Source organism: Homoserinibacter sp. GY 40078, assembly GCF_008017545.1.
Taxonomy (GTDB): domain Bacteria; phylum Actinomycetota; class Actinomycetes; order Actinomycetales; family Microbacteriaceae; genus Homoserinibacter.
On the sequence record NZ_VRTZ01000002.1, the window covers coordinates 132,356 to 150,693 of the forward strand.

General features: G+C 69.1%; 18 protein-coding genes. 10 read left to right on the forward strand and 8 right to left on the reverse strand.

Annotated features, from left to right (window positions below; all coding sequences use genetic code 11):
• Nucleotides 1-117 precede the first annotated feature (117 nt).
• A complete protein-coding gene (ybaK, locus tag FVQ89_RS09340) occupies nucleotides 118-594 on the reverse strand; it encodes a Cys-tRNA(Pro) deacylase (RefSeq protein ID WP_147901698.1) in 477 nt (158 codons plus the stop codon).
• Entirely contained in the window at nucleotides 594-2,636 is a 2,043-nt protein-coding gene (glgX, locus tag FVQ89_RS09345; RefSeq protein ID WP_147901699.1) for a glycogen debranching protein GlgX, read from the reverse strand. The genes ybaK and glgX overlap by 1 nt, the downstream gene beginning before the upstream one ends.
• Before the next feature lie 58 nt (nucleotides 2,637-2,694).
• Here glgX and FVQ89_RS09350 point away from each other — a divergent pair, with 58 nt between their 5' ends.
• The 6 genes from FVQ89_RS09350 (at nucleotide 2,695) to gatA (ending at nucleotide 11,122) form a co-directional block, all read left to right on the forward strand.
• Nucleotides 2,695-3,873 (forward strand): cysteine desulfurase family protein, encoded by a 1,179-nt coding sequence (locus FVQ89_RS09350; protein ID WP_147901700.1) that lies wholly within the window; start codon nucleotides 2,695-2,697, stop codon nucleotides 3,871-3,873.
• A 306-nt stretch (nucleotides 3,874-4,179) separates the two neighbouring features.
• Nucleotides 4,180-5,283, forward strand: a complete 1,104-nt coding sequence (gene mnmA, locus FVQ89_RS09355; protein WP_187264984.1) for a tRNA 2-thiouridine(34) synthase MnmA — start codon at nucleotides 4,180-4,182, stop codon at nucleotides 5,281-5,283.
• 84 nt (nucleotides 5,284-5,367) lie between these two features.
• Nucleotides 5,368-7,746 (forward strand): NAD-dependent DNA ligase LigA, encoded by a 2,379-nt coding sequence (ligA, locus tag FVQ89_RS09360; protein ID WP_147901701.1) that lies wholly within the window; start codon nucleotides 5,368-5,370, stop codon nucleotides 7,744-7,746.
• A 57-nt stretch (nucleotides 7,747-7,803) separates the two neighbouring features.
• A complete protein-coding gene (locus FVQ89_RS09365; RefSeq protein WP_147901702.1) occupies nucleotides 7,804-9,282 on the forward strand; it encodes an alpha/beta hydrolase in 1,479 nt (492 codons plus the stop codon).
• Nucleotides 9,283-9,323: 41 nt separating this feature from the next.
• Nucleotides 9,324-9,623, forward strand: coding sequence for an Asp-tRNA(Asn)/Glu-tRNA(Gln) amidotransferase subunit GatC (gene gatC / locus FVQ89_RS09370; protein ID WP_147901703.1), 300 nt, complete (start codon nucleotides 9,324-9,326; stop codon nucleotides 9,621-9,623).
• Complete coding sequence (gatA, locus tag FVQ89_RS09375) at nucleotides 9,620-11,122, forward strand: Asp-tRNA(Asn)/Glu-tRNA(Gln) amidotransferase subunit GatA (RefSeq protein WP_147901704.1); 1,503 nt, start codon at nucleotides 9,620-9,622, stop codon at nucleotides 11,120-11,122. Before gatC ends, gatA begins: the two co-directional genes overlap by 4 nt.
• A 145-nt stretch (nucleotides 11,123-11,267) precedes the next feature.
• On the opposite strand, the gene FVQ89_RS09380 is transcribed toward gatA, so the two are convergent.
• Nucleotides 11,268-11,945, reverse strand: a complete 678-nt coding sequence (locus FVQ89_RS09380; RefSeq protein WP_147901705.1) for a DUF899 family protein — start codon at nucleotides 11,943-11,945, stop codon at nucleotides 11,268-11,270.
• Nucleotides 11,946-12,111: 166 nt separating this feature from the next.
• On the opposite strand from FVQ89_RS09380, the gene FVQ89_RS09385 reads away from it, so the two are divergent.
• The 3 genes from FVQ89_RS09385 (at nucleotide 12,112) to gatB (ending at nucleotide 14,633) form a co-directional block, all read left to right on the forward strand.
• The gene (locus FVQ89_RS09385; protein WP_147901706.1) at nucleotides 12,112-12,492 is read left to right on the forward strand and encodes a DoxX family protein; all 381 of its coding nucleotides are present in this window, start codon (nucleotides 12,112-12,114) and stop codon (nucleotides 12,490-12,492) included.
• Between the two features lie 96 nt (nucleotides 12,493-12,588).
• Nucleotides 12,589-13,014 carry an SRPBCC family protein gene (locus FVQ89_RS09390; protein ID WP_147901707.1) on the forward strand — a complete coding sequence of 142 codons (426 nt, stop codon included), beginning with the start codon at nucleotides 12,589-12,591 and terminating at the stop codon, nucleotides 13,012-13,014.
• A gap of 101 nt (nucleotides 13,015-13,115) precedes the next feature.
• Nucleotides 13,116-14,633: an Asp-tRNA(Asn)/Glu-tRNA(Gln) amidotransferase subunit GatB gene (gene gatB / locus FVQ89_RS09395; RefSeq protein WP_147901708.1), complete on the forward strand. Its 1,518-nt coding sequence runs from the start codon at nucleotides 13,116-13,118 to the stop codon at nucleotides 14,631-14,633.
• Between the two features lie 20 nt (nucleotides 14,634-14,653).
• Here the strand turns inward: gatB and FVQ89_RS09400 are convergent, their stop codons facing one another.
• The 3 genes from FVQ89_RS09400 to FVQ89_RS09410 form a co-directional block, all read right to left on the reverse strand.
• Nucleotides 14,654-15,316, reverse strand: coding sequence for a Pr6Pr family membrane protein (locus tag FVQ89_RS09400; protein WP_147901709.1), 663 nt, complete (start codon nucleotides 15,314-15,316; stop codon nucleotides 14,654-14,656).
• A 227-nt stretch (nucleotides 15,317-15,543) separates the two neighbouring features.
• On the reverse strand, nucleotides 15,544-15,807 hold the full coding sequence (locus tag FVQ89_RS09405; RefSeq protein WP_147901710.1) for a type II toxin-antitoxin system prevent-host-death family antitoxin: 264 nt from the start codon (nucleotides 15,805-15,807) through the stop codon (nucleotides 15,544-15,546).
• 57 nt (nucleotides 15,808-15,864) lie between these two features.
• On the reverse strand, nucleotides 15,865-17,214 hold the full coding sequence (locus tag FVQ89_RS09410) for a hypothetical protein (RefSeq protein ID WP_255513529.1): 1,350 nt from the start codon (nucleotides 17,212-17,214) through the stop codon (nucleotides 15,865-15,867).
• Between the two features lie 153 nt (nucleotides 17,215-17,367).
• On the opposite strand from FVQ89_RS09410, the gene FVQ89_RS09415 reads away from it, so the two are divergent.
• A complete protein-coding gene (locus tag FVQ89_RS09415) occupies nucleotides 17,368-17,658 on the forward strand; it encodes a DUF4190 domain-containing protein (protein WP_147901711.1) in 291 nt (96 codons plus the stop codon).
• 40 nt (nucleotides 17,659-17,698) lie between these two features.
• On the opposite strand, the gene FVQ89_RS09420 is transcribed toward FVQ89_RS09415, so the two are convergent.
• Together FVQ89_RS09420 and FVQ89_RS09425 are read right to left on the reverse strand one after the other, a co-directional pair.
• Nucleotides 17,699-18,076, reverse strand: coding sequence for a type II toxin-antitoxin system VapC family toxin (locus FVQ89_RS09420; RefSeq protein WP_147901712.1), 378 nt, complete (start codon nucleotides 18,074-18,076; stop codon nucleotides 17,699-17,701).
• The gene (locus tag FVQ89_RS09425; protein ID WP_147901713.1) at nucleotides 18,073-18,330 is read right to left on the reverse strand and encodes a ribbon-helix-helix protein, CopG family; all 258 of its coding nucleotides are present in this window, start codon (nucleotides 18,328-18,330) and stop codon (nucleotides 18,073-18,075) included. The genes FVQ89_RS09420 and FVQ89_RS09425 overlap by 4 nt, the downstream gene beginning before the upstream one ends.
• Nucleotides 18,331-18,338 lie beyond the last annotated feature (8 nt).

Sequence of the window (18,338 nt, forward strand, 5' to 3'; positions counted from 1 at the left end):
AATCCCGCGAGATGTCCAAATGTGCACATCTCGCGGGGCGAGATGTGCACATTTGGACATCTCGCGGGATTGGTCTCGCGGGCTGGGGCGCGCTGGGCCGCGCGGCCCGGGGCGGGGCTAGAGAGCGATGGGGGCTACGCGCGCGTCGGTGGCGCGGATGAGGTCCGCGGGGGCGAGGCCCAGATCGAAGCCGCGGCGGCCTCCGGAGACGTAGATCTCGTCCCACAGCTCCGCGGTCTCGTCGAGCACCGTCTCGTGCCGGGTCTTCTGCCCGATCGGGCTGATCCCCCCCACGACGTACCCGGTCCGGCGTTGCGCGACCGCCGGATCCGCCATCGCCGCGCGCTTGCCCCCGACGGCGGCGGCGAGCGCCTTCAGATCGAGCTTGCCGGTCACGGGCACGATGCCGACGACGAGTCGACCGTCGACATCCGCGAGCAGCGTCTTGAACACCTGCTCCGGATCCAGGCCGAGCGCCGTCGCAGCCTCCATCCCGAAGTCGCGGTTGGCGGGATCGTGCTCGTACGCGTGTTCCGTGAACGGGATCCCGGCCGCCAGCAGCGCGACCGTCGCCGGGGTGCCGCCCGCCGCCATCAGTCGGCCCGGAACAGCAGGATCGAGGTCGGCGCCATCGGCAGCTCCTCACCCGGTCGGTGTACGCCCTCGATGTTGCTGATGTCGTCGTGCCCGGAATCCCACAGCAGTGTGTAGCGCTCGACGCCCTCGTGCGCGGGCAGCGTCACCGACACGTCGGTTTCGAGGCCGTGCACCACGAGCAGGATGCGGTTGAACTCCTCGAATTCGGGCGTCGACGCCGCGAGGTACTGCAGTGTGCGCTCCTCGGGGGAGTCCCAGTCCTCGAGAGTCATCGTCTCGCCCGACTTGTTGTACCAGTCCATCTGGCTGGCGGACGGCGTCGTCTCGCCCCAGCGACCGAAACGCACCGGACGCAGCGCGGGGTTCTCGCGGCGCAGTCGGATGAGCGTCTTGACGACCTCGAAGAGGTCCTGCTGCCATTCGCTGCGATCCCAGCTCAGCCAGGTGAGCTCCGAGTCGTGGCAGTAGGCGTTGTTGTTGCCGCGCTGGCTTCGCCCGAACTCGTCGCCCGCGGTCAGCATCGGGATGCCGGCCGAGAGCAGCAGCGTGCCCAGCAGATTCCGGACGGCCTTGCGGCGGATGGCGAGTACTTGCTCGTCGCTGGTGGGTCCCTCGACGCCGTGGTTGAACGACTTGTTGTCGTTCGAGCCGTCGCGGTTGTTCTCGCCGTTGCCGAGGTTGTGCTTGCGGTCGTACGCCACGAGGTCCGCCGCCGTGAAGCCGTCGTGCGCGGTGATGAAGTTCACGCTCGCGAGAGGCCCGCGCTCAAGCGAGAACACGTGGTTCGACCCCGCCAGCCGCCGCGCGAGCGATCCGATCCCCTCACTCGCGGTGCCCGACTCGCGGGCGCCCGCGATGTCGCGCAGCCAGAAGTTGCGCATCCGGTCGCGGTAGCCGTCGTTCCATTCCGACCAACCGTCCGGGAAGTTGCCCACCTGCCAGCCGCCGAGGCCGACATCCCACGGCTCGGCGATCATCTTCACGCCCTGGAGCGCCGGGTCGTCGAGGATCGCGTGCAGCAGCGGATGGTCCGGGCTGAATTCCGCTCCCTCCCCGCGGCCGAGGGTCGCGGCGAGGTCGAAGCGGAATCCGTCGATCTGCACCTCGTTCGCCCAGTAACGCAGAGAGTCGAGCACGAGACGCTGCGCAGCGGGCAACTCGAAGTTCAGCGTGTTGCCGCAGCCGGTGGTGTCGATGTAGGCGCCGTCGGGTGTCTGCCGGTAGTAGGACGCGTTGTCGATGCCGCGGAACGAACTGGTCGGGCCGCCGGGTCCCTCCTCCGAGGTGTGGTTGTAGACCACATCGAGGATCACCTCGAGCCCCGCCTCATGCAGCAGCTTGACCATGCCCTTGAACTCGCGCAGCACCGCGCCCGTGCCGCCGAACTGCGCCTCCCGGGTGGCATAGCCCGCGTGCGGCGAGAAGAAGGCGAGAGTGTTGTAGCCCCAGTAGTTGACGAGGCCCATCTTGCGCAGCCGCTGCTCGGAGACGAACTGATGCACCGGCAGCAGCTCGACGGCGGTGACGCCCAACTCCTTCAGGTAGGCGATCGTCGACGGATGCGCGAGGCCGGCGTAGGTGCCCCGCAGCTCCTCGGGGATGTCGGGGTTGAGCTTGGTGAGCCCCTTCGCGTGGGCCTCGTAGACGATCGTGTGGTCGAGGGGCGTGCCGGGCTTCCGGGCGTCGCCCCAGTCGAAGGAGTCGTCTTGCACATAGCTGCGCCAGGCGCCATCCGGGGTGCGCTCGAGGCCACGTGCGTAGGGATCGAGAAGGAATCGCTCGGGGTCGAAGTCGTGGGTGGGCCCTGAGGGACCGTCGACGCTCAGGGCGTACGCGGCTCCCGGTACGAGCGAGCGGGTGGTCGCCTGCCACACATCGCCGTCGCGGGTGAGGGGTACGCGCTTCGCGACCCAGTTCGGGTCGTCATCGTCGAAGATGCACAGCTCGATCGAGGTGGCGTGGGCACTCCATACCCGGATCTCGCCGCCGCGGGAGGTATGACGGACCCCGAGATTCCTGAGCGGATCCGCGGGCGACATGACGTCTAGGTTAGGACGTGCTCATGTCGGACTTGTAACGCGCCCACGAGGAGGCGGGATGGCGGTCTACCTCGATCACGCGGCCACCTCTCCGATGCCGCCCGAGGTGCTCGCCGCCTACGTCGAGGCGCTCGGGGTGGTCGGCAATCCGTCGTCGATCCACGGTGCGGGGCAGACGGCGCGCGAGCTGCTCGAATCGGGGCGCGAGGCGGTCGCACGCTCGCTCGGCGCCGATCCGGTGGAGGTCGTGCTGACCGGCGGCGGCACCGAGTCGGTGAACCTCGCCGTGAAGGGGCTGTTCTGGGCGCGGGCGGGTCGCGCGGGTGCCGGTCGGGCGTCGGGATCTCGGGCGCGCGTGATCGCTCCGCGGGGCGAGCACCACGCGACCCTCGACGCGGTGGAGTGGCTCGAACGCCATGAGGGGACGCGGATCGACTGGATCGATCTCGACGCGCATGGCCGCATCCGCCTCGACACGCTCGCGGCCGCCCTCGACGACGAGCCGGACGACATCGCCCTCGTCACCGCGCTGTGGGCCAACAACGAGGTCGGCACGGTGCAGCCGGTCGACGAGATCGTGCGCCTCGCGCACGCCCGGGGGGTGCCGGTGCATCTGGACGCGATCGCCGCCTACGGCCAGGTGCCGGTGGATGTGCACGCGGTCGGCGCGGACGCCGTCTCGGTATCGGCCCACAAGGTCGGCGGTCCGGTGGGCGTGGGCGCACTCGTGCTCGCTCGCACGGCGACGGTCGAACCGCTCCTCCACGGCGGCGACCAGCAGCGGGGCCGCTCGGGAACTCAGGATGCGGCGGGCGCGGTGGCGTTCGGTGTGGCTGCGGCGCTCGCGGTGGCGCAGCAGCCGCTCGACGCTGTCGCGGCTCGGCGCGATCGGCTCGTTGCGGGGGTTCTGTCCGAGATCGATGGGGCGCGGCTGCGCGGCGACCCGGATGCGGCGGGCCGTCTGCCGGGCAATGCCCACTTCACCTTCGACGGGGTCGACGGCGACGCGCTCCTCTACCTTCTCGACGCATCCGGCATCGCGGTGTCGACGGGGTCGGCCTGCCAGGCCGGGATCCCGGAGGTGTCGCACGTGCTCCTCGCGATGGGCGTTCCGGAGCAGGTGGCGCGGGGGGCGCTCCGGGTGACTCTCGGGCACGAGACGACCGACGCCGACGTGGATGCGTTCCTCGCGGCGCTTCCGGATGCGGTCGAGCGGGCGCGAGCGGCCGCCGGCTGACGGGAGCGGATCCTCTTCTCCGGCCGTCTCCGCCGTCGCGCGCCTGCACCTCCCGTCGCGCGCCTGCCCCGTCGCGCGCCTGCCCCGTCGCGCGCCTGCCCCGTCGCGCGCCTCCCTCCTCGCGCACCTGCACCTCCCGTTCAGAAATGCAGGAGATCCGCCGCGAATGGGCCGCAACATGCGGTGCAGCCGCCACCTGGACGACAGATCTCCTGCATTTCTGACGTGATCCGAGCTCGGATCCCGAGCGATCGACCCACGACCGACCAGCATGTCGGCGGGGCGTCGGCCACGTACCCTGGATGCGTGAAGGTTCTCGCGGCGATGAGCGGCGGCGTCGACAGCGCCGTCGCCGCGGCGCGCGCCGTGGAAGCCGGCCACGAGGTGGTGGGTGTGCATCTCGCCCTCTCGCGGATGCCGGGCACGCTCCGCACCGGATCGCGCGGATGCTGCACCGTCGAAGACGCCATGGACGCCCGTCGTGCGGCGGCGAAGCTCGGCATCCCGTTCTACGTGTGGGATTTCTCGGAGCGCTTCCGGGCAGATGTGGTCGACGACTTCGTGGCCGAGTACTCCGCTGGCCGCACGCCGAATCCGTGCATGCGGTGCAACGAGCGCATCAAGTTCGCGGCCCTACTCGAGAAGGCGCTCGCCCTCGGGTTCGATGCGGTCGTGACCGGGCATTATGCGGATGTGCGCGAGGGTGCGGACGGTCCCGAGCTGCATCGCGCGGCCGCGTGGGCGAAGGATCAGTCGTATGTGCTGGGGGTGTTGACCGGGCAGCAGCTCGCGCACGCGTGGTTCCCGCTCGGGGCGACACCGTCGAAGGCCGAGGTGCGTGCCGAGGCTGAGCTGCGCGGGCTCGCGGTCGCCGCGAAGCCGGACAGCCACGACATCTGCTTCATCCCCGATGGCGACACCCGCGGGTGGCTCGCCGATCGTGTGGGCGCCGAGGAGGGTGCGATCCTCGACCGATCCGGTGAGCGGATCGGGACGCATCCGGGCGCTGCGGCCTTCACGGTGGGCCAGCGCAAGGGACTCAACATCGGCTATCCGGCGCCCGACGGCAAGCCGCGCTTCGTGCTGGAGGTGCGGCCGAAGACGAACGAGGTGGTCGTCGGCCCGCGGGAGGCGCTCGCGGTGGCCGAGCTGGCCGGATCCCGGTTCACGTGGGCGGGCTCGGCGCCTGCGGACGCCGAGGGTGGGTTCGCGTGCGAGGTGCAGGTGCGCGCGCACGCCGATCCGGTGCCCGCGTGGGCGGCTGTCGTGGACGACGAGCTGCTCGTGCGTGTGGACATTCCGATCGAGGGCGTCGCCCCCGGCCAGACCGCCGTCGTCTACGTGGGCACCCGCGTCGTCGGCCAGTGCACCATCGACCGCACCGTCTCCGCGACCCCCGCCCCCGTCTAGCTCGAGGGGTCGCAAACTGTCGCGACACGCGGGGGATTCGCGCGGTTTGCGTCCCCTCACCCTCCGGCAGGACGGGGCTCGGGGATGTCGGACGACCCGCCTAGGCTGACACCCGTGGCACGTGACGCGAAGTCGGACGAGGTGGAGCAGGTCCCGCAAGAGACGCGCGTCGATCTGCAGACCGCGCATGCCGAGGCCGGGCAACTGACAGCGCGCATCCTCGAACTCCGCGAGGCGTACTACGGCCGCGACGCGAGCCTCGTCGACGACGCCGAGTACGACGGCATGATCCGCCGCCTCGAGCAGCTCGAGCGGATGTTCCCCGAGTTGCAGAGCCAGGATTCGCCCACCCAGACCGTGGGTGGGGGCGCCGCTGCCGCGGGGCTCGACACGATCGAGCACGCCGAGCGCATGCTGAGCCTCGACAACGTCTTCTCGGCCGACGAACTCCGCGACTGGTGCGTCAAGACGGCGGATGCCGCGGGTCGGGCCGTCCCGTGGCTCACCGAACTCAAGATCGACGGGGTCGCGATCAACCTCCGCTACGAGAACGGCGTGCTCACCTCCGCCGCGACTCGTGGCGACGGCCGTGTGGGCGAGATCGTCACCGAGAACGCGCTGCGGCTCGCCGACGTGCCCCAGCGTCTCTCGGGCTCCGGACATCCGCCGATCGTCGAGGTGCGCGGCGAGGTGTTCATCCCCGTCCTCGCCTTCGAGAAGCTCAACGAGCTGCAAGCCGAACTGCGCGAGCGGGTGGTCGCCGAGGCGCGCGAGCGTGCGGCATCTCGGGGCGTCGCGTTCGATGAGGAGAAGGCGGAGGCCGGGGCCGCCCGTCGCTTCGCCGCGTTCGCGAACCCGCGTAACGCGGCATCCGGCGGTCTACGCCAGCAGCTCGACAAGAAAGACGGTCTCGAGCTCGAGGCGGCCCTCGCCCGGATCGGCTCGCTACGGCTCTTCGTGCACGGCATCGGCGCCTGGCCGGATCCGCCGGTCACCGCTCAGAGCCAGGTGTACGAGATCCTGAAGGGCTGGGGCCTGCCCACCACCCCCTACAGCCGGGTCAGCAACGACGTCGAGGGGGTGCTCGACTACGTCGCGCACTACGGCGAGCACCGGCACGACGTCGAGCACGAGATCGACGGCATCGTCGTGAAGGTCGACGAGCTCGCCCTGCACGACGAGCTCGGGGCGACGAGCCGCGCACCGCGCTGGGCGATCGCGTACAAGTACCCGCCCGAGCAGGTGAACACGAAGCTGCTCGACATCGTCGTGTCGGTCGGGCGCACGGGCCGCGCGACCCCGTTCGCGGTGATGGAGCCGGTGCGCGTCTCCGGGTCGACCGTGCGTCAGGCCACGCTCCACAACCAGGACGTCGTGAAGGCGAAGGGGGTGCTCATCGGCGATACGGTCGTGCTCCGCAAAGCTGGCGACGTGATCCCCGAGGTGCTCGGCCCCGTGGTCGAGCTGCGCGACGGCACCGAGCGCGAGTTCGTGATGCCCACCCGCTGCCCCGAGTGCGACACCCCGCTCGCCCCGGCCAAGGAGGGCGACATCGACCTCCGATGCCCGAACGCGCGGGCTTGCCCGGCGCAGGTGCGCGGGCGCGTCGAGCACGTCGGATCCCGTGGCGCGCTGGATATCGAGGGCCTCGGCGAGGTGGGCGCCGCGGCACTCACGCAGCCGGTCGTTCCGGCGACACCTCCGCTCGTCACCGAGGCGGCCCTGTTCGAGCTGACCCTCGACGACCTCATGCCGATCGAGGTGGTGGTGCGCGATGCCGAGACCGGCGCCCGCAAGATCCTCCCGGACGGCAGCGACGATCTGCGCACCCCGTTTCGCAAGATCGTGCAGCCCGCCCGCAAGGATCAGCCGGCCGTCGAGGGCCCGTCCGAGGCGGCGCTGCGCCTGGTCGAGGAGCTCGAGAAGGCGAAGTCGAAGGAGCTGTGGCGGTTCCTCGTGGCGCTCAGCATCCGCCACGTCGGCCCGGTTGCGGCCCGCGCGCTCGCGGAGTGGTTTGGGTCGCTCGACGCGATCCGATCCGCGACCCGTGAGGAACTCGCCGCCGTCGACGGCGTGGGCGGCATCATCGCGGATGCGGTGCTCGACTGGTTCACGGTCGACTGGCACGTCGAGATCGTCGAGCGGTGGGAGCGTGCAGGCGTGCCGTGGCGCATGCGCGACCACCCCGGCCCCGGGCAGGCCGCGTCGATCGACGGTCCGCTCAGCGGACTCACCATCGTGGTCACGGGGTCGATGCCCGATCATTCCCGCGATGGGGCACAGGAGGCGGTGATCCAGGCGGGCGGCAAGCCTGCGTCGAGCGTGTCGAAGAAGACCGACTATGTGGTCGTCGGACCCGGCGCGGGGTCGAAGGCGACGAAGGCGGCCGACCTCGGCATCCCGGTCGTCGACGCCGACGATTTCACACGTTTTCTCGCGGAAGGCCCGTCCGCATTGGGCTGAGTCCTGTTACAGGTGTATTTCTCATCTCGCAACCCCGTATTCCGGCGGTAGAATGAGGTGTTCGCTGCTGAGAGTCACTGGGAAGGCAATCAGCTGATCGAGATCGCATTGCTCTGGGCCGCCCCGGTCTTCGTGACCGGGGCCTTCGTCATGCCCGCAGACCATGTGCCCGGGCCTTCGCTCACCTCGATCATCGCAACGGCGAACTCGGAGCACTCCGCGACCACCTCCTTCGACCCGACCGCATCGACCCTGGGCGCGTCGGGCGCATCCGCGGCATCCGCTGACTCGCTCATCACGTCTCTCGGGCCGGTCGCAGGCACCTCGGTCCCCATCTCGCAGCTCCAGGGCATCGTGCTTCTCGACCGCCTCAGCACACTCCCACGCCGTGACATCGCGAGCTACCTCGAGTCGAATCCGCAGGTCGTCAGCGAGATGCTCGCCGACCCACCGACGTCGGCATCGGTCGCCACGTGGTGGGCATCCGCTCCGGTCGAGGGCCGACGAGCGCTGCTCAACGAGGCGCCGAACCTCGTCGGCGGCCTCGAGGGTGTGCCGTATGGCACGCGCGACGCAGCGAACCGGCGGGTGCTGTTTGCTTCGCTCGACGATCTCCGCGAGACACTTGACGGATTCGTCGGCCGCGCCGAGCGGGATGAGCTCGTGAGCCGCGAGCACATGCTCACGGAGGTCGAGAACGCCCTCGTGAGCACTGATGGCCACGTGCGACGCCTCGTGAACCTCGACCCCGAGGGGGAGGGGCGGGCGGTGATCGCCGTCGGCGACATCGCACGCGCCGACTACGTGAGCTTCCTCGTGCCCGGCATGTTCTTCGGCGTCGATGCCCAGATCGGCGCCTGGGCGGACACCGCCGAGGATCTCGTGGTGGAGCAGGAGGAGTGGCTTGCCCGCCTGCACCCGGACGGCGACGCGACGGTCGCGGCGGTGGCCTGGATCGGGTACCGCACGCCGAGCCTCGTGAACGTCGCCTCGATGGAACTCGCGCGCGAAGGTCAGGACGCCCTGACGGCGTCGCTGAAGGGACTCGCGGGTTCGCGCACCGACGACGAGCCGTACCTCAGTGTGCTCGCGCACTCCTACGGCTCGACCGCCGCGCTGTTGTCGCTGGCAGAGGACGACGTGGCGGTCGATGCCCTCGCACTGGTCGGCTCCCCGGGCAGCCCCGCGCGCTCGGTGGCCGAGTTGCACGTCGCCGACGCCAACGTGTGGGTGGGTGCCGCGGACTGGGATCCGATCCCCGCATCCGGCGTGTTCGGGAGCCAGCCCACGTCGGCCGCGTATGGGGCGCACCGCTTCTCGGTCGCGCCCGGCACTGACCCGGTTACGGGCGAGGCGCTCACGGGTGCGACGTCGCACAACGAGTACTTCGCGCCGGGCGGGAGTTCGCTGCGCAACATGGCCCTCATCGGCATCGGCGAGGGATCTCTCGTGACGGACGCGAACCGTAGTGCGGGCGACGCGCTCAAGAAGCTCGGCAAGAGCGGCACGTCGTCGCGGACGTACCTCCTGCGCTGACGCGATCGGCCGGGCGTGCCGCGGCTCCTAGGATGGAGGTCGTGTCTGAGATCACTCCGGAAGTCGTGCGCCATCTCGCGCAGCTCGCACGAATCGGCATCGCCGACGACGAGGTGCAGAGGCTGACCGGCGAGCTGTCGCAGATCGTCGACGCGGTCGCCACGGTGCGTCAGGTCGCCACAGAAGACGTGCCCGCGACGAGTCACCCGATCGCGCTCGGCACGGTGACCCGGCCGGATGTGGTGGGCACTCCGCTCACGCCCGACGAGGCGCTCGCGGGCGCTCCGGAGCGCGACGGCGACTTCTTCAAGGTCACCTCGATCCTGGGGGAGGAGCAGTGAGCGACCTGACCCGCCTGCCCGCGTCGGAGCTCGCGGCGCTGCTCGACGGCGGCGAAGTCTCGAGCGTCGAGATCACGCGCGCCCACCTCGACCGCATCGCCGCGGTCGACGGCGACGTACACGCGTTCCTCCACGTGAACGAGAAGGCGATCGAGACCGCCGAGGCGGTGGATGCGGCCCGTGCCGCGGGAACCGCATCCGGTCTCGCCGGGGTCCCGGTGGCCATCAAGGATGTCCTCTGCACGCTCGACATGCCCTCGACTTCCGGGTCGAAGATCCTCGAGGGCTGGGTGCCGCCGTACGACGCGACCGTGGTCGCTCGGATGCGGCGGGCGGGACTCGTGCCGCTCGGCAAGACCAACATGGACGAGTTCGCGATGGGCTCCTCGACGGAGCACTCCGCGTACGGCAACACACACAACCCCTGGGATCTGACCCGCATCCCCGGCGGATCCGGCGGCGGCTCGGCGGCGGCGCTTGCCGCATTCGAGGCCCCGCTCGCGCTCGGTTCCGACACCGGCGGATCGATCCGTCAGCCGGCGTCGGTCACGGGCACGGTGGGCATGAAGCCGACCTACGGCGGGGTCTCCCGTTACGGCGCGATCGCGTTGGCGTCGTCACTCGATCAGGTGGGCCCGGTGACGCGGACGGTGCTCGACGCGGGCCTGCTGCACGATGTGATCGGCGGGCACGACCCGCACGACTCGACGTCGATTCCGGATGCGTGGCCGTCGTTCGCCGACGCGGCGCGCGCCGGCCGGCGCGAGGGCTCGGTGAAGGGGCTGCGCGTCGGCGTGGTCTCGGAGCTGGCCGGCGGCGAGGGCTTCCAGCCGGGTGTCGTGGAGCGGTTCCAGGAGTCGCTCGCACTGCTTGAAGAGGCGGGTGCTGAGATCGTCGAGGTGTCGGCGCCGTCGTTCCAGTACGCGATCGCCGCGTACTATCTGATCCTCCCGGCCGAGGCGTCGAGCAACCTCGCCAAGTTCGATTCGGTGCGATTCGGGCTGCGCGTGACGCCAGACGGCCAGCCGACCGTCGAGGACGTCATGTCGGCGACCCGCGAGGCGGGTTTCGGCGATGAGGTGAAGCGCCGCATCATCCTCGGTACCTACGCCCTCTCGGCCGGCTACTACGACGCGTACTACGGCTCGGCGCAGAAGGTGCGCACGCTCATCCAGCGCGACTTCGCGGCCGCGTTCGAGAAGGCGGATGTGCTGGCCACCCCGTCGGCACCGACGACCGCGTTCCCGCTGGGCTCGAAGGTCGACGACCCGCTCGCGATGTACCTCAACGACCTGACGACGATCCCGGCGAACCTCGCCGGCGTGCCGGGCATCTCCTTGCCGTCTGGGCTGGCGTCGGAGGACGGCCTGCCGGTGGGCATCCAGTTCATGGCTCCCGCCCGTGAGGACGCCCGCCTCTACACGGTGGGCGCGGCCCTCGAGCAGCTGCTCGAATCCCGCTGGGGCGGCCCCTTGCTCGCGCAGGCCCCGTCCCTCTGAGTCGGCGCGGCGCGTTCCGCGCGCTGCGCCGCGCTGCGCCCATGCCATCCCGCGAGATGTCCATTTCTGCACATCTCGACATGCGAGATGTGCAGAAATGGACATCTCGCGGGGCCGTGCGCTCCCCCTACGCGGGCGGGGCGAGTCAAGCGGGGCCGTAGGCGGCGGCGATGTCTCGATGGCTCGGCCACCGATTGAAGTCATCGGACTGCGGCCATCCCTCCGGGGAGTCCTGCCACGTCTCCTGGCGCCCATACGGCAACAGGTCGATGAGTGAGAACGTGTAGCCGAGTGATTCGGCGCCGCGTCCGGTCGAGTGCCACGTGCGGTACACGGTGTCGCCGTCGCGCAGGAAGACGTTCACCGCGAACCCACCTCCTCGGGGAGCGTCCACATCCGCGCCGAAGTCGCTGCGCGCGGTCGAGTACCACTCCATCCGGTTGCCGACCTTCTCGCGGTAGGCGAGCGCCTCATCGATCGCGCCCTGGGTCACGATCACGAACTTCGCGTCGAACTCCTTGAGGAATTCGAGACGGGTGAACTGCGAGGTCAGGCCGGTGCACCCGATGCACTGCCACTCCGCGCCGTCGCGCCACATGTGGTGGTAGGTGATGAGCTGGCTGCGCCCCTCGAAGATGTCGACGAAACGGATGGGGCCGTTCGGGCCGTCGAGCGTGTAGTCCGGCATCTCGACCATCGGCAGTCGCCTCCTTTGCGCGGCGATCGCGTCCAGCTCGCGTGTCGCGGCCTTCTCGCGGATGCGCAGGGCGTCGAGTTCGCGTCGCCAGCTCTCGGCATCCACGATCGGGGGAACGGCAGTCATCTGAACCTCCTCGTCAAATGTGGACAGCGTACACATCCGAGGAGACCTCGCGCCAGAGTCCCTATCCCGCGAGATGTCCGTATTTGCACATCTCGACGTGCGAAACCTGCAGTTTTCGACATCTCGCGGGATGGGGGATTGGGGATTGGGGGGTGAGGATGGGGGCATGAGCGCGTCGCGAAACCTCCTCCGGCTGGCCCTCGGTGCTGCACTCGCTGGCGCGGGGGTCGCGCACCTGACGTCGGCGCGCCAGGAGTTCCAGGCGCAGGTGCCCGACTGGGTGCCTCTGGATCCCGACACGACGGTCGTCGCATCCGGGGTTGTCGAGATCGCACTCGGTGCGGCGCTCGTCGTGGCGCCCCGCCGCATCCGCCCGAAGGTCGGCGCGCTCGCAGCGGCGTTCTTCGTGGCCGTCTTTCCCGGCAACGTCTCGCAGTGGGTGCGACGCCGCGACGGATTCGGCCTCGACACCGACGGCAAGCGCTTCGCCCGCCTCTTCTTCCAGCCCGTCCTCGTGGTCTGGGCGTGGTGCTCCACACGCGCGTGATCGCCCGGTAGTTCAGGTCTGTCCCCCAGTCAAGGCCCTCGCGGGTAAAATTGATTGCAGTTGTACTGGGTCGCGTACCCCGGGGGTGGTTGTGTTATGCCGAGAATTGTGGGGGCCATTGAAGTTGATGTGCCCGTCTCGACCGTCTATGCGCAGTGGGCGCAGTTCGAGTCGTTCTCTCAATTCCTCGACGATCCGGATCGGATCACGCCGATCGACGACACGCACCAGCACTGGAAGGTGAAGGTCGGCGGCAGCTACCGGGAGTTCGACACCGTGATCACGGAGCGTCGCACGGACGAGAGCATGGCCTGGCGCACGACCGGCGGCGAATCGAACCATGTGGGGCTCGTCACCTTCGAGGCGCTCGGATCGAGCACCCGCGTAAGTGTGCAGATCGACTGGGAGCCGATGGGTGCGATGCAGGCCCTTGCGGCGCGGATGGGCGCAGGCAATCTTGCGGTGAAGCGCGATCTGGCGAACTTCAAGCAGTACATCGAGTCGGTGGCGACCCAGCGCTGAGGATCGTGCGGGTGAGGACCGCCGCACCGCCGCACCACAGCGCCGCGAGTCCGCCCGCCCCGCGCGCATCCGCCCCCGCGCCGCAACCTAGAATCGAACCCATGCCCAAGCCCGACCTGATGGACTTCGACAAGGCGCTCGAGCTGTTCGAGCCGGTGCTCGGATTCGAGGTGCACGTCGAGCTCTCGACCGCCACGAAGATGTTCAGCGACGCCCCGAACCCGGCCGCTCCCGGCGGATTCGGCGCCGCCCCGAACACGCAGATCACGCCGCTGTGCCTCGGACTCCCCGGCAGCCTGCCGGTCGTGAACGAGAAGGCGATCGAGTATTCGATCTCGCTCGGCCTCGCGCTCGGATGCCAGATCGCGCCGTCGAGCCGCTTCGCCCGCAAGAACTACTTCTACCCCGACCTCGCGAAGAACTACCAGATCAGCCAGTACGACGAGCCGATCGCGTTCGAGGGTTCTGTGGAGATCGAGTTGGAGGACGGCACGGCGTTCACCATCCCGATCGAGCGCGCACACATGGAGGAAGACGCCGGCAAGCTCACCCACATGGGCGGGTCGACGGGCCGCATCCACGGCGCCGAGTATTCGCTCGTCGACTACAACCGTGCAGGTGTGCCGCTCGTCGAGATCGTGACGAAGCCGATCTTCGGCGCCGAGCACCGCGCCCCCGAGGTGGGCAAGGCGTACGTGTCGACGATCCGCGACATGGTGCGCGCCCTCGGCATCTCGGAGGCGCGGATGGAGCGGGGCAACCTGCGCTGCGACGCGAACGTGTCGCTGCGCCCGAGGGGGCAGGAGAAGCTCGGCACCCGCACTGAGACGAAGAACGTGAACTCGTTCCGTTCGGTGGAGCGCGCGGTGCGTTACGAGATCCAGCGTCAGGCGGCGATCCTCGCGGCGGGCGGCACGATCACGCAGGAGACCCGTCACTGGCACGAAGACCGCGGGGTCACCTCCGCCGGTCGCCCCAAGTCGGATGCCGACGACTACCGCTACTTCCCGGAGCCCGACCTGCTGCCAGTGGAGCCGTCGCCGGAGCTCATCGAGCAGCTGCGTGCCGCACTTCCTGAGGCGCCGGCCGTGCGCCGTCGCCGCCTTCAGGAGGCGTGGGGCTTCACCGACCTGGAGTTCCGCGACGTGAAGAACGCCGGGCTGCTCGTCGAGGTGGAGGAGACGGTGGCCGCGGGTGCGGCGCCGGCTCAGGCCCGCAAGTGGTGGACGGGCGAGATCGCTCGCATCGCGAACACCCGCTCGGCGGAGCCCGCGGAACTCGTGTCGCCGCTGCACGTGTCCGAGTTGATTGCGCTCATCGAGTCGGGTGACCTCACCGATCGTCTCGCCCGCCAGGTGCTGGAGGGCGTGATCGAGGGGGAGGGCCGCCCGTCTGAGGTGGTCGAGGCCCGGGGCCTCAAGGTCGTCTCGGATGACGGTGCCCTCATCGCCGCGATCGACGAAGCTCTCGCTGCCCAGCCCGACGTGCTCGAGAAGATCCGAGACGGCAAGGTGCAGGCCGCCGGTGCCGTGATCGGCGCCGTCATGAAAGCGATGCGCGGCCAGGCGGATGCGGCGCGCGTGCGCGAGCTCGTGCTGGAGCGGGCGACGGGGGAGTAGCTGGATGGCTGGTGGCGCCGTCAGTTAGTGATGGCGACGCGCGCTCTCCTACGGGCTCGCATTGAAACGAGCCGATCCAACGCGATCACCGCGAACGCGATCGCCGCGAGGATCAGAATGATTCGCCCGAGCGCGAGGCTCATGCTGCCGATCCCGGCGACGGTCGGATCGAGGAACGGATACGGGTACCGATCGTTCACGGCAGGCAGCAGCGTTCCCCGCACGATCATGACGGCTCCGTATCCGATCGGGTACAGCAGCCACACGAGGGCGGTGCGCCAGCGGATGACGCCGTGCGGGCCGATGGCGAGCCAGTCGATCAGCACGAGGATCGGCGACACGTAGTGAAGCAGGAAGAGTCCGGTGTTGTCGATCGCGACGGCCGGGTCGGGATCGAAGAGACCCGGTATCGGGTTCGTGCCGTGGCTGTTGAGGAAGTGCGCGATGAGGGCGGTCGTCGTGAGCCAGAACGTCACCGCCCCGCGCAGTGCGGGTACGGGAGTGACCGTCGCCCGGCGCTGCGCCATGAGGACGAGCGCAGTGAGGAAGTACCCGAGCGCGATGAGGCTGCTCTGGCTCGTGAAGAACGCGAATCTCCGTTCGCCGAGCAGCAGACCCGACACGATGACGATCACGATGGCGGAGCGCAGGGCGAACGCTGCGTATCGGGTGGCGGGTTCCATGGACCTGTGCATTCTTCGTCGAGTGCGAGGGGTAGAAGCACGCTAGCAGTTTCCCGAGGGGCCCCTCGGCGCGCGTGCGCGAGCTGGTGCTGGAGCGGGCGACGGGGGAGTAGGTCTGCCGCTCGGTGCCCTCAGCGTGATTCGTTCACATCGCGCCGATGCCCGACCTTGAACACTGTGACTCGTACCGTCTCGTGCCGAGCTGGTGAACTCGACAGCAAACAGCCTCACTCGGAGAGCTCGTCTCGCAGTTCTTCCAGAGTGACGCGCTCTCCGGTGTCAGCGGACCGGGCTGCCCGGAACTCCGCCGCGTCTCGAGCGTCTTCGAGTGCTTCGAGCAGTTCGAGGTCTTCGACGCCGATCATCACCGCGGCGAGCTTGCCGTGGCGGGTGACGCCGACGCGTTCATGGCCATACAACACCCGCCCGACGACGTCTGCCAGGTCGTCCCGGAGCGCGGCCGTCGTCACTGAGCGGTTGAGCGAGTTCACGGTCGCAGTATACGTCCGTTTGCCACTTAAGTGACGATGTGCAAAAAATGTACAAAACTAGGGCGCGCTGCTCTCGTCGACCGACGACATTGCCGTCGAGACGAGGCTCTTCGACACTGACGGATCGACTTCGACCTCGTCCTGGTCCCGGAACCGCGGGGGCGCGGCCGCCCAGGGCTTCAGCACCTGGCCGAGCTCCTCGTAGCTCGTCTCCACGGCGTCCAACACTGAGTCAATGAATCCGCCTCGCCCGGCCCCGCGTTTCGATCCCATCGTGAAGGTCCGCGCAACGGTGAAGGACTTGAGATCCTTGCCGGGCTCGCCGACGAGCTTCGCCGGGGCCTCTCGGGCGTCGCGTAGCAACTCCGCCATCGCCGTGCGTGACCGGAACGCGAACGCCTCGACCCGGGTGCTGTCCGGAGCTGCCTTCAGCTGACGCAACAGCCAGTTGATGCGTGTGAGGGCGCGGCCCGTCCTCGGTGCATCGATGTCGAAAGAGCATGTGACCTTCGAGGCGCGGAGGTCCGCGACGACCCGCATCGGCGAGATCGCGTTCGGGATGCGAATCTCGCCCGACAGCACTCCCTCCTCGATCAGCTGGTGCGCGAGCGCGTTCGTGCGAAGCGTTGGATCCTGCGACTCGGCACGCGTGCTCACGGGAACGACCTCCGTACCGAGTCGCCGTCCGAGTCGAAGGCACGCGAATCTCAGCAGTGCGTCGAATCGCAATGCGACGTCGACGGCGGTCTTGTCGCTGGAGCGCAGCGTGCCCGTGGAGACTGCCTCACGGACGGGAACCCAGCTCGGACCCATGTCGTCGAACTCCATGGCGCCCGACTTCGGATGTTCGAGGTACCGGATCAGCTCGCCCAGAATCCATGACTGGTCAGGGTCGGCGACTCCCCGGAACTGCCTCTGGAGCACCGCGTGCGAAAGGATCTCGGTCCACGAATAGTGGTGCATGGTGACCTTGCGCAGCTTGCGTCGATCCACCACCGTCGGATGCGACCCTGCCGCTGCGGGAAGCTCATTGGAGATCGTGATCAGGTAGTCGTATCCACGGTCGCGGGCCACGTCGAGGTACTGCTCGAGCTGGTCCGGTCCCAGCGTGTTCGCCCCGGTCTTCACCTCGACGAGCGCGGTCCACTCCTTCGAGGCCCGCTTCACGCGGATGAGACCGTCCGGATAGATGCGCCTTCCGTCGGGCAGGTCGAAGGGCACCTCGATGTAGGTCTCCACGTGACCAGCCGGCGCGCCCAGCGGCCCGAGGAGGGATCTCGAGAACTCGCGCACCGCCTCCATCACGGCGAGAAGTGCCGATGTCGCGCGGCGCTCCTGCTCCTCGGCGCCGTTGATTCCGGATGTGGGGATCAGCCGTGCGGCGTTCCAGGTCTGCTCGTCAGCCACGAGACCTCCTTGCGATTCGACAGCGGTGTCGATGGGTTGGGAGACAGTGTGGCTTGCCGCGGGGTGAGGTTTCCAGCCCCGACTTTGACTTGATCGCCACGCAGCTATGTAGAGTAGCCGCATGGGTCAGCCAGGGAGCCGAGGGTGCCAGTGATGGGTATTGGAGAGCTCGCCGAAGCGGCCGATCGGCCGCGCACGTGGAGTGCCTTGGCGATCATCGCTGTTGTGGCGGCCGTCGTCGCCCCGCCGCTGGGTCTGGTGCTGGGCATCGTCGCCCTGGTTCGCGTGCGCAGGCGCAGGTTCCGGGGCCGCGGCCTCGCCATCGCTGCGATCGTCGTGGCGGGCGTGCTGTGCGTCGCGATTGCCCTGTCGGCGTGGGCCTGGGCGAGTTTCACAGTCGAGTACTCGGCGACGTCCGAGACGGTGTCGCGCGCCGACGGGTGAGGCCGCCAGCCCCGAAGCGGTCGAGCGGCGGCAAGCCGCCTCAATACGGCGCCGCAAGCCCTGCGAACATCGGAAAGTGCTTCACATTCCGCGTGAGAAGCCGCACACCGAGCGCGACCGCCGTCGCGGCGATCGCCAGATCCGCCGTGTCGATCCCACGGTTGCCCGGCAACCACGCGCGACCGAGCTCGCCGGCCAACTCCGCGAGGGTCGCATCGAACGGATGCCAGGTGAACACGTCGAGAAGAGCGCGCGTCGCGACCGCCTCACCCGAGCGCATCCCCGCCAGAACCTCGAGCCGAGTCAGTTCGCTCGCATGAAGAGGGCCAGCCCGGCGCGCCTCCTGCAGTACCAGCGCGGCCGCGTCCGAACCACGGAGCACATCGATCACGATCGAGGTGTCCACGAGCACGGTCATCGATCGATCGTCCCACCGAGGCGCCCACCCGAGCGCAGGCTCTCCACATAGCTCTCGCCGTCGAACTCACGGCCCGACCAAGCTCCCGCGGCGTGAGCGATCGCGCGCAGATCCGCATCCACATCCGCCGCAGGCGCATACACGACGGTGACCGCGTGGCGGATGAGCGCGGACAACGAGCGCCCCGTGCGCGCCGCCTCGGCATCAAGCAGACGACGCTCCTCCTCGCCGAGCGAAATCTGCGTGCGCATCATGATGTAAG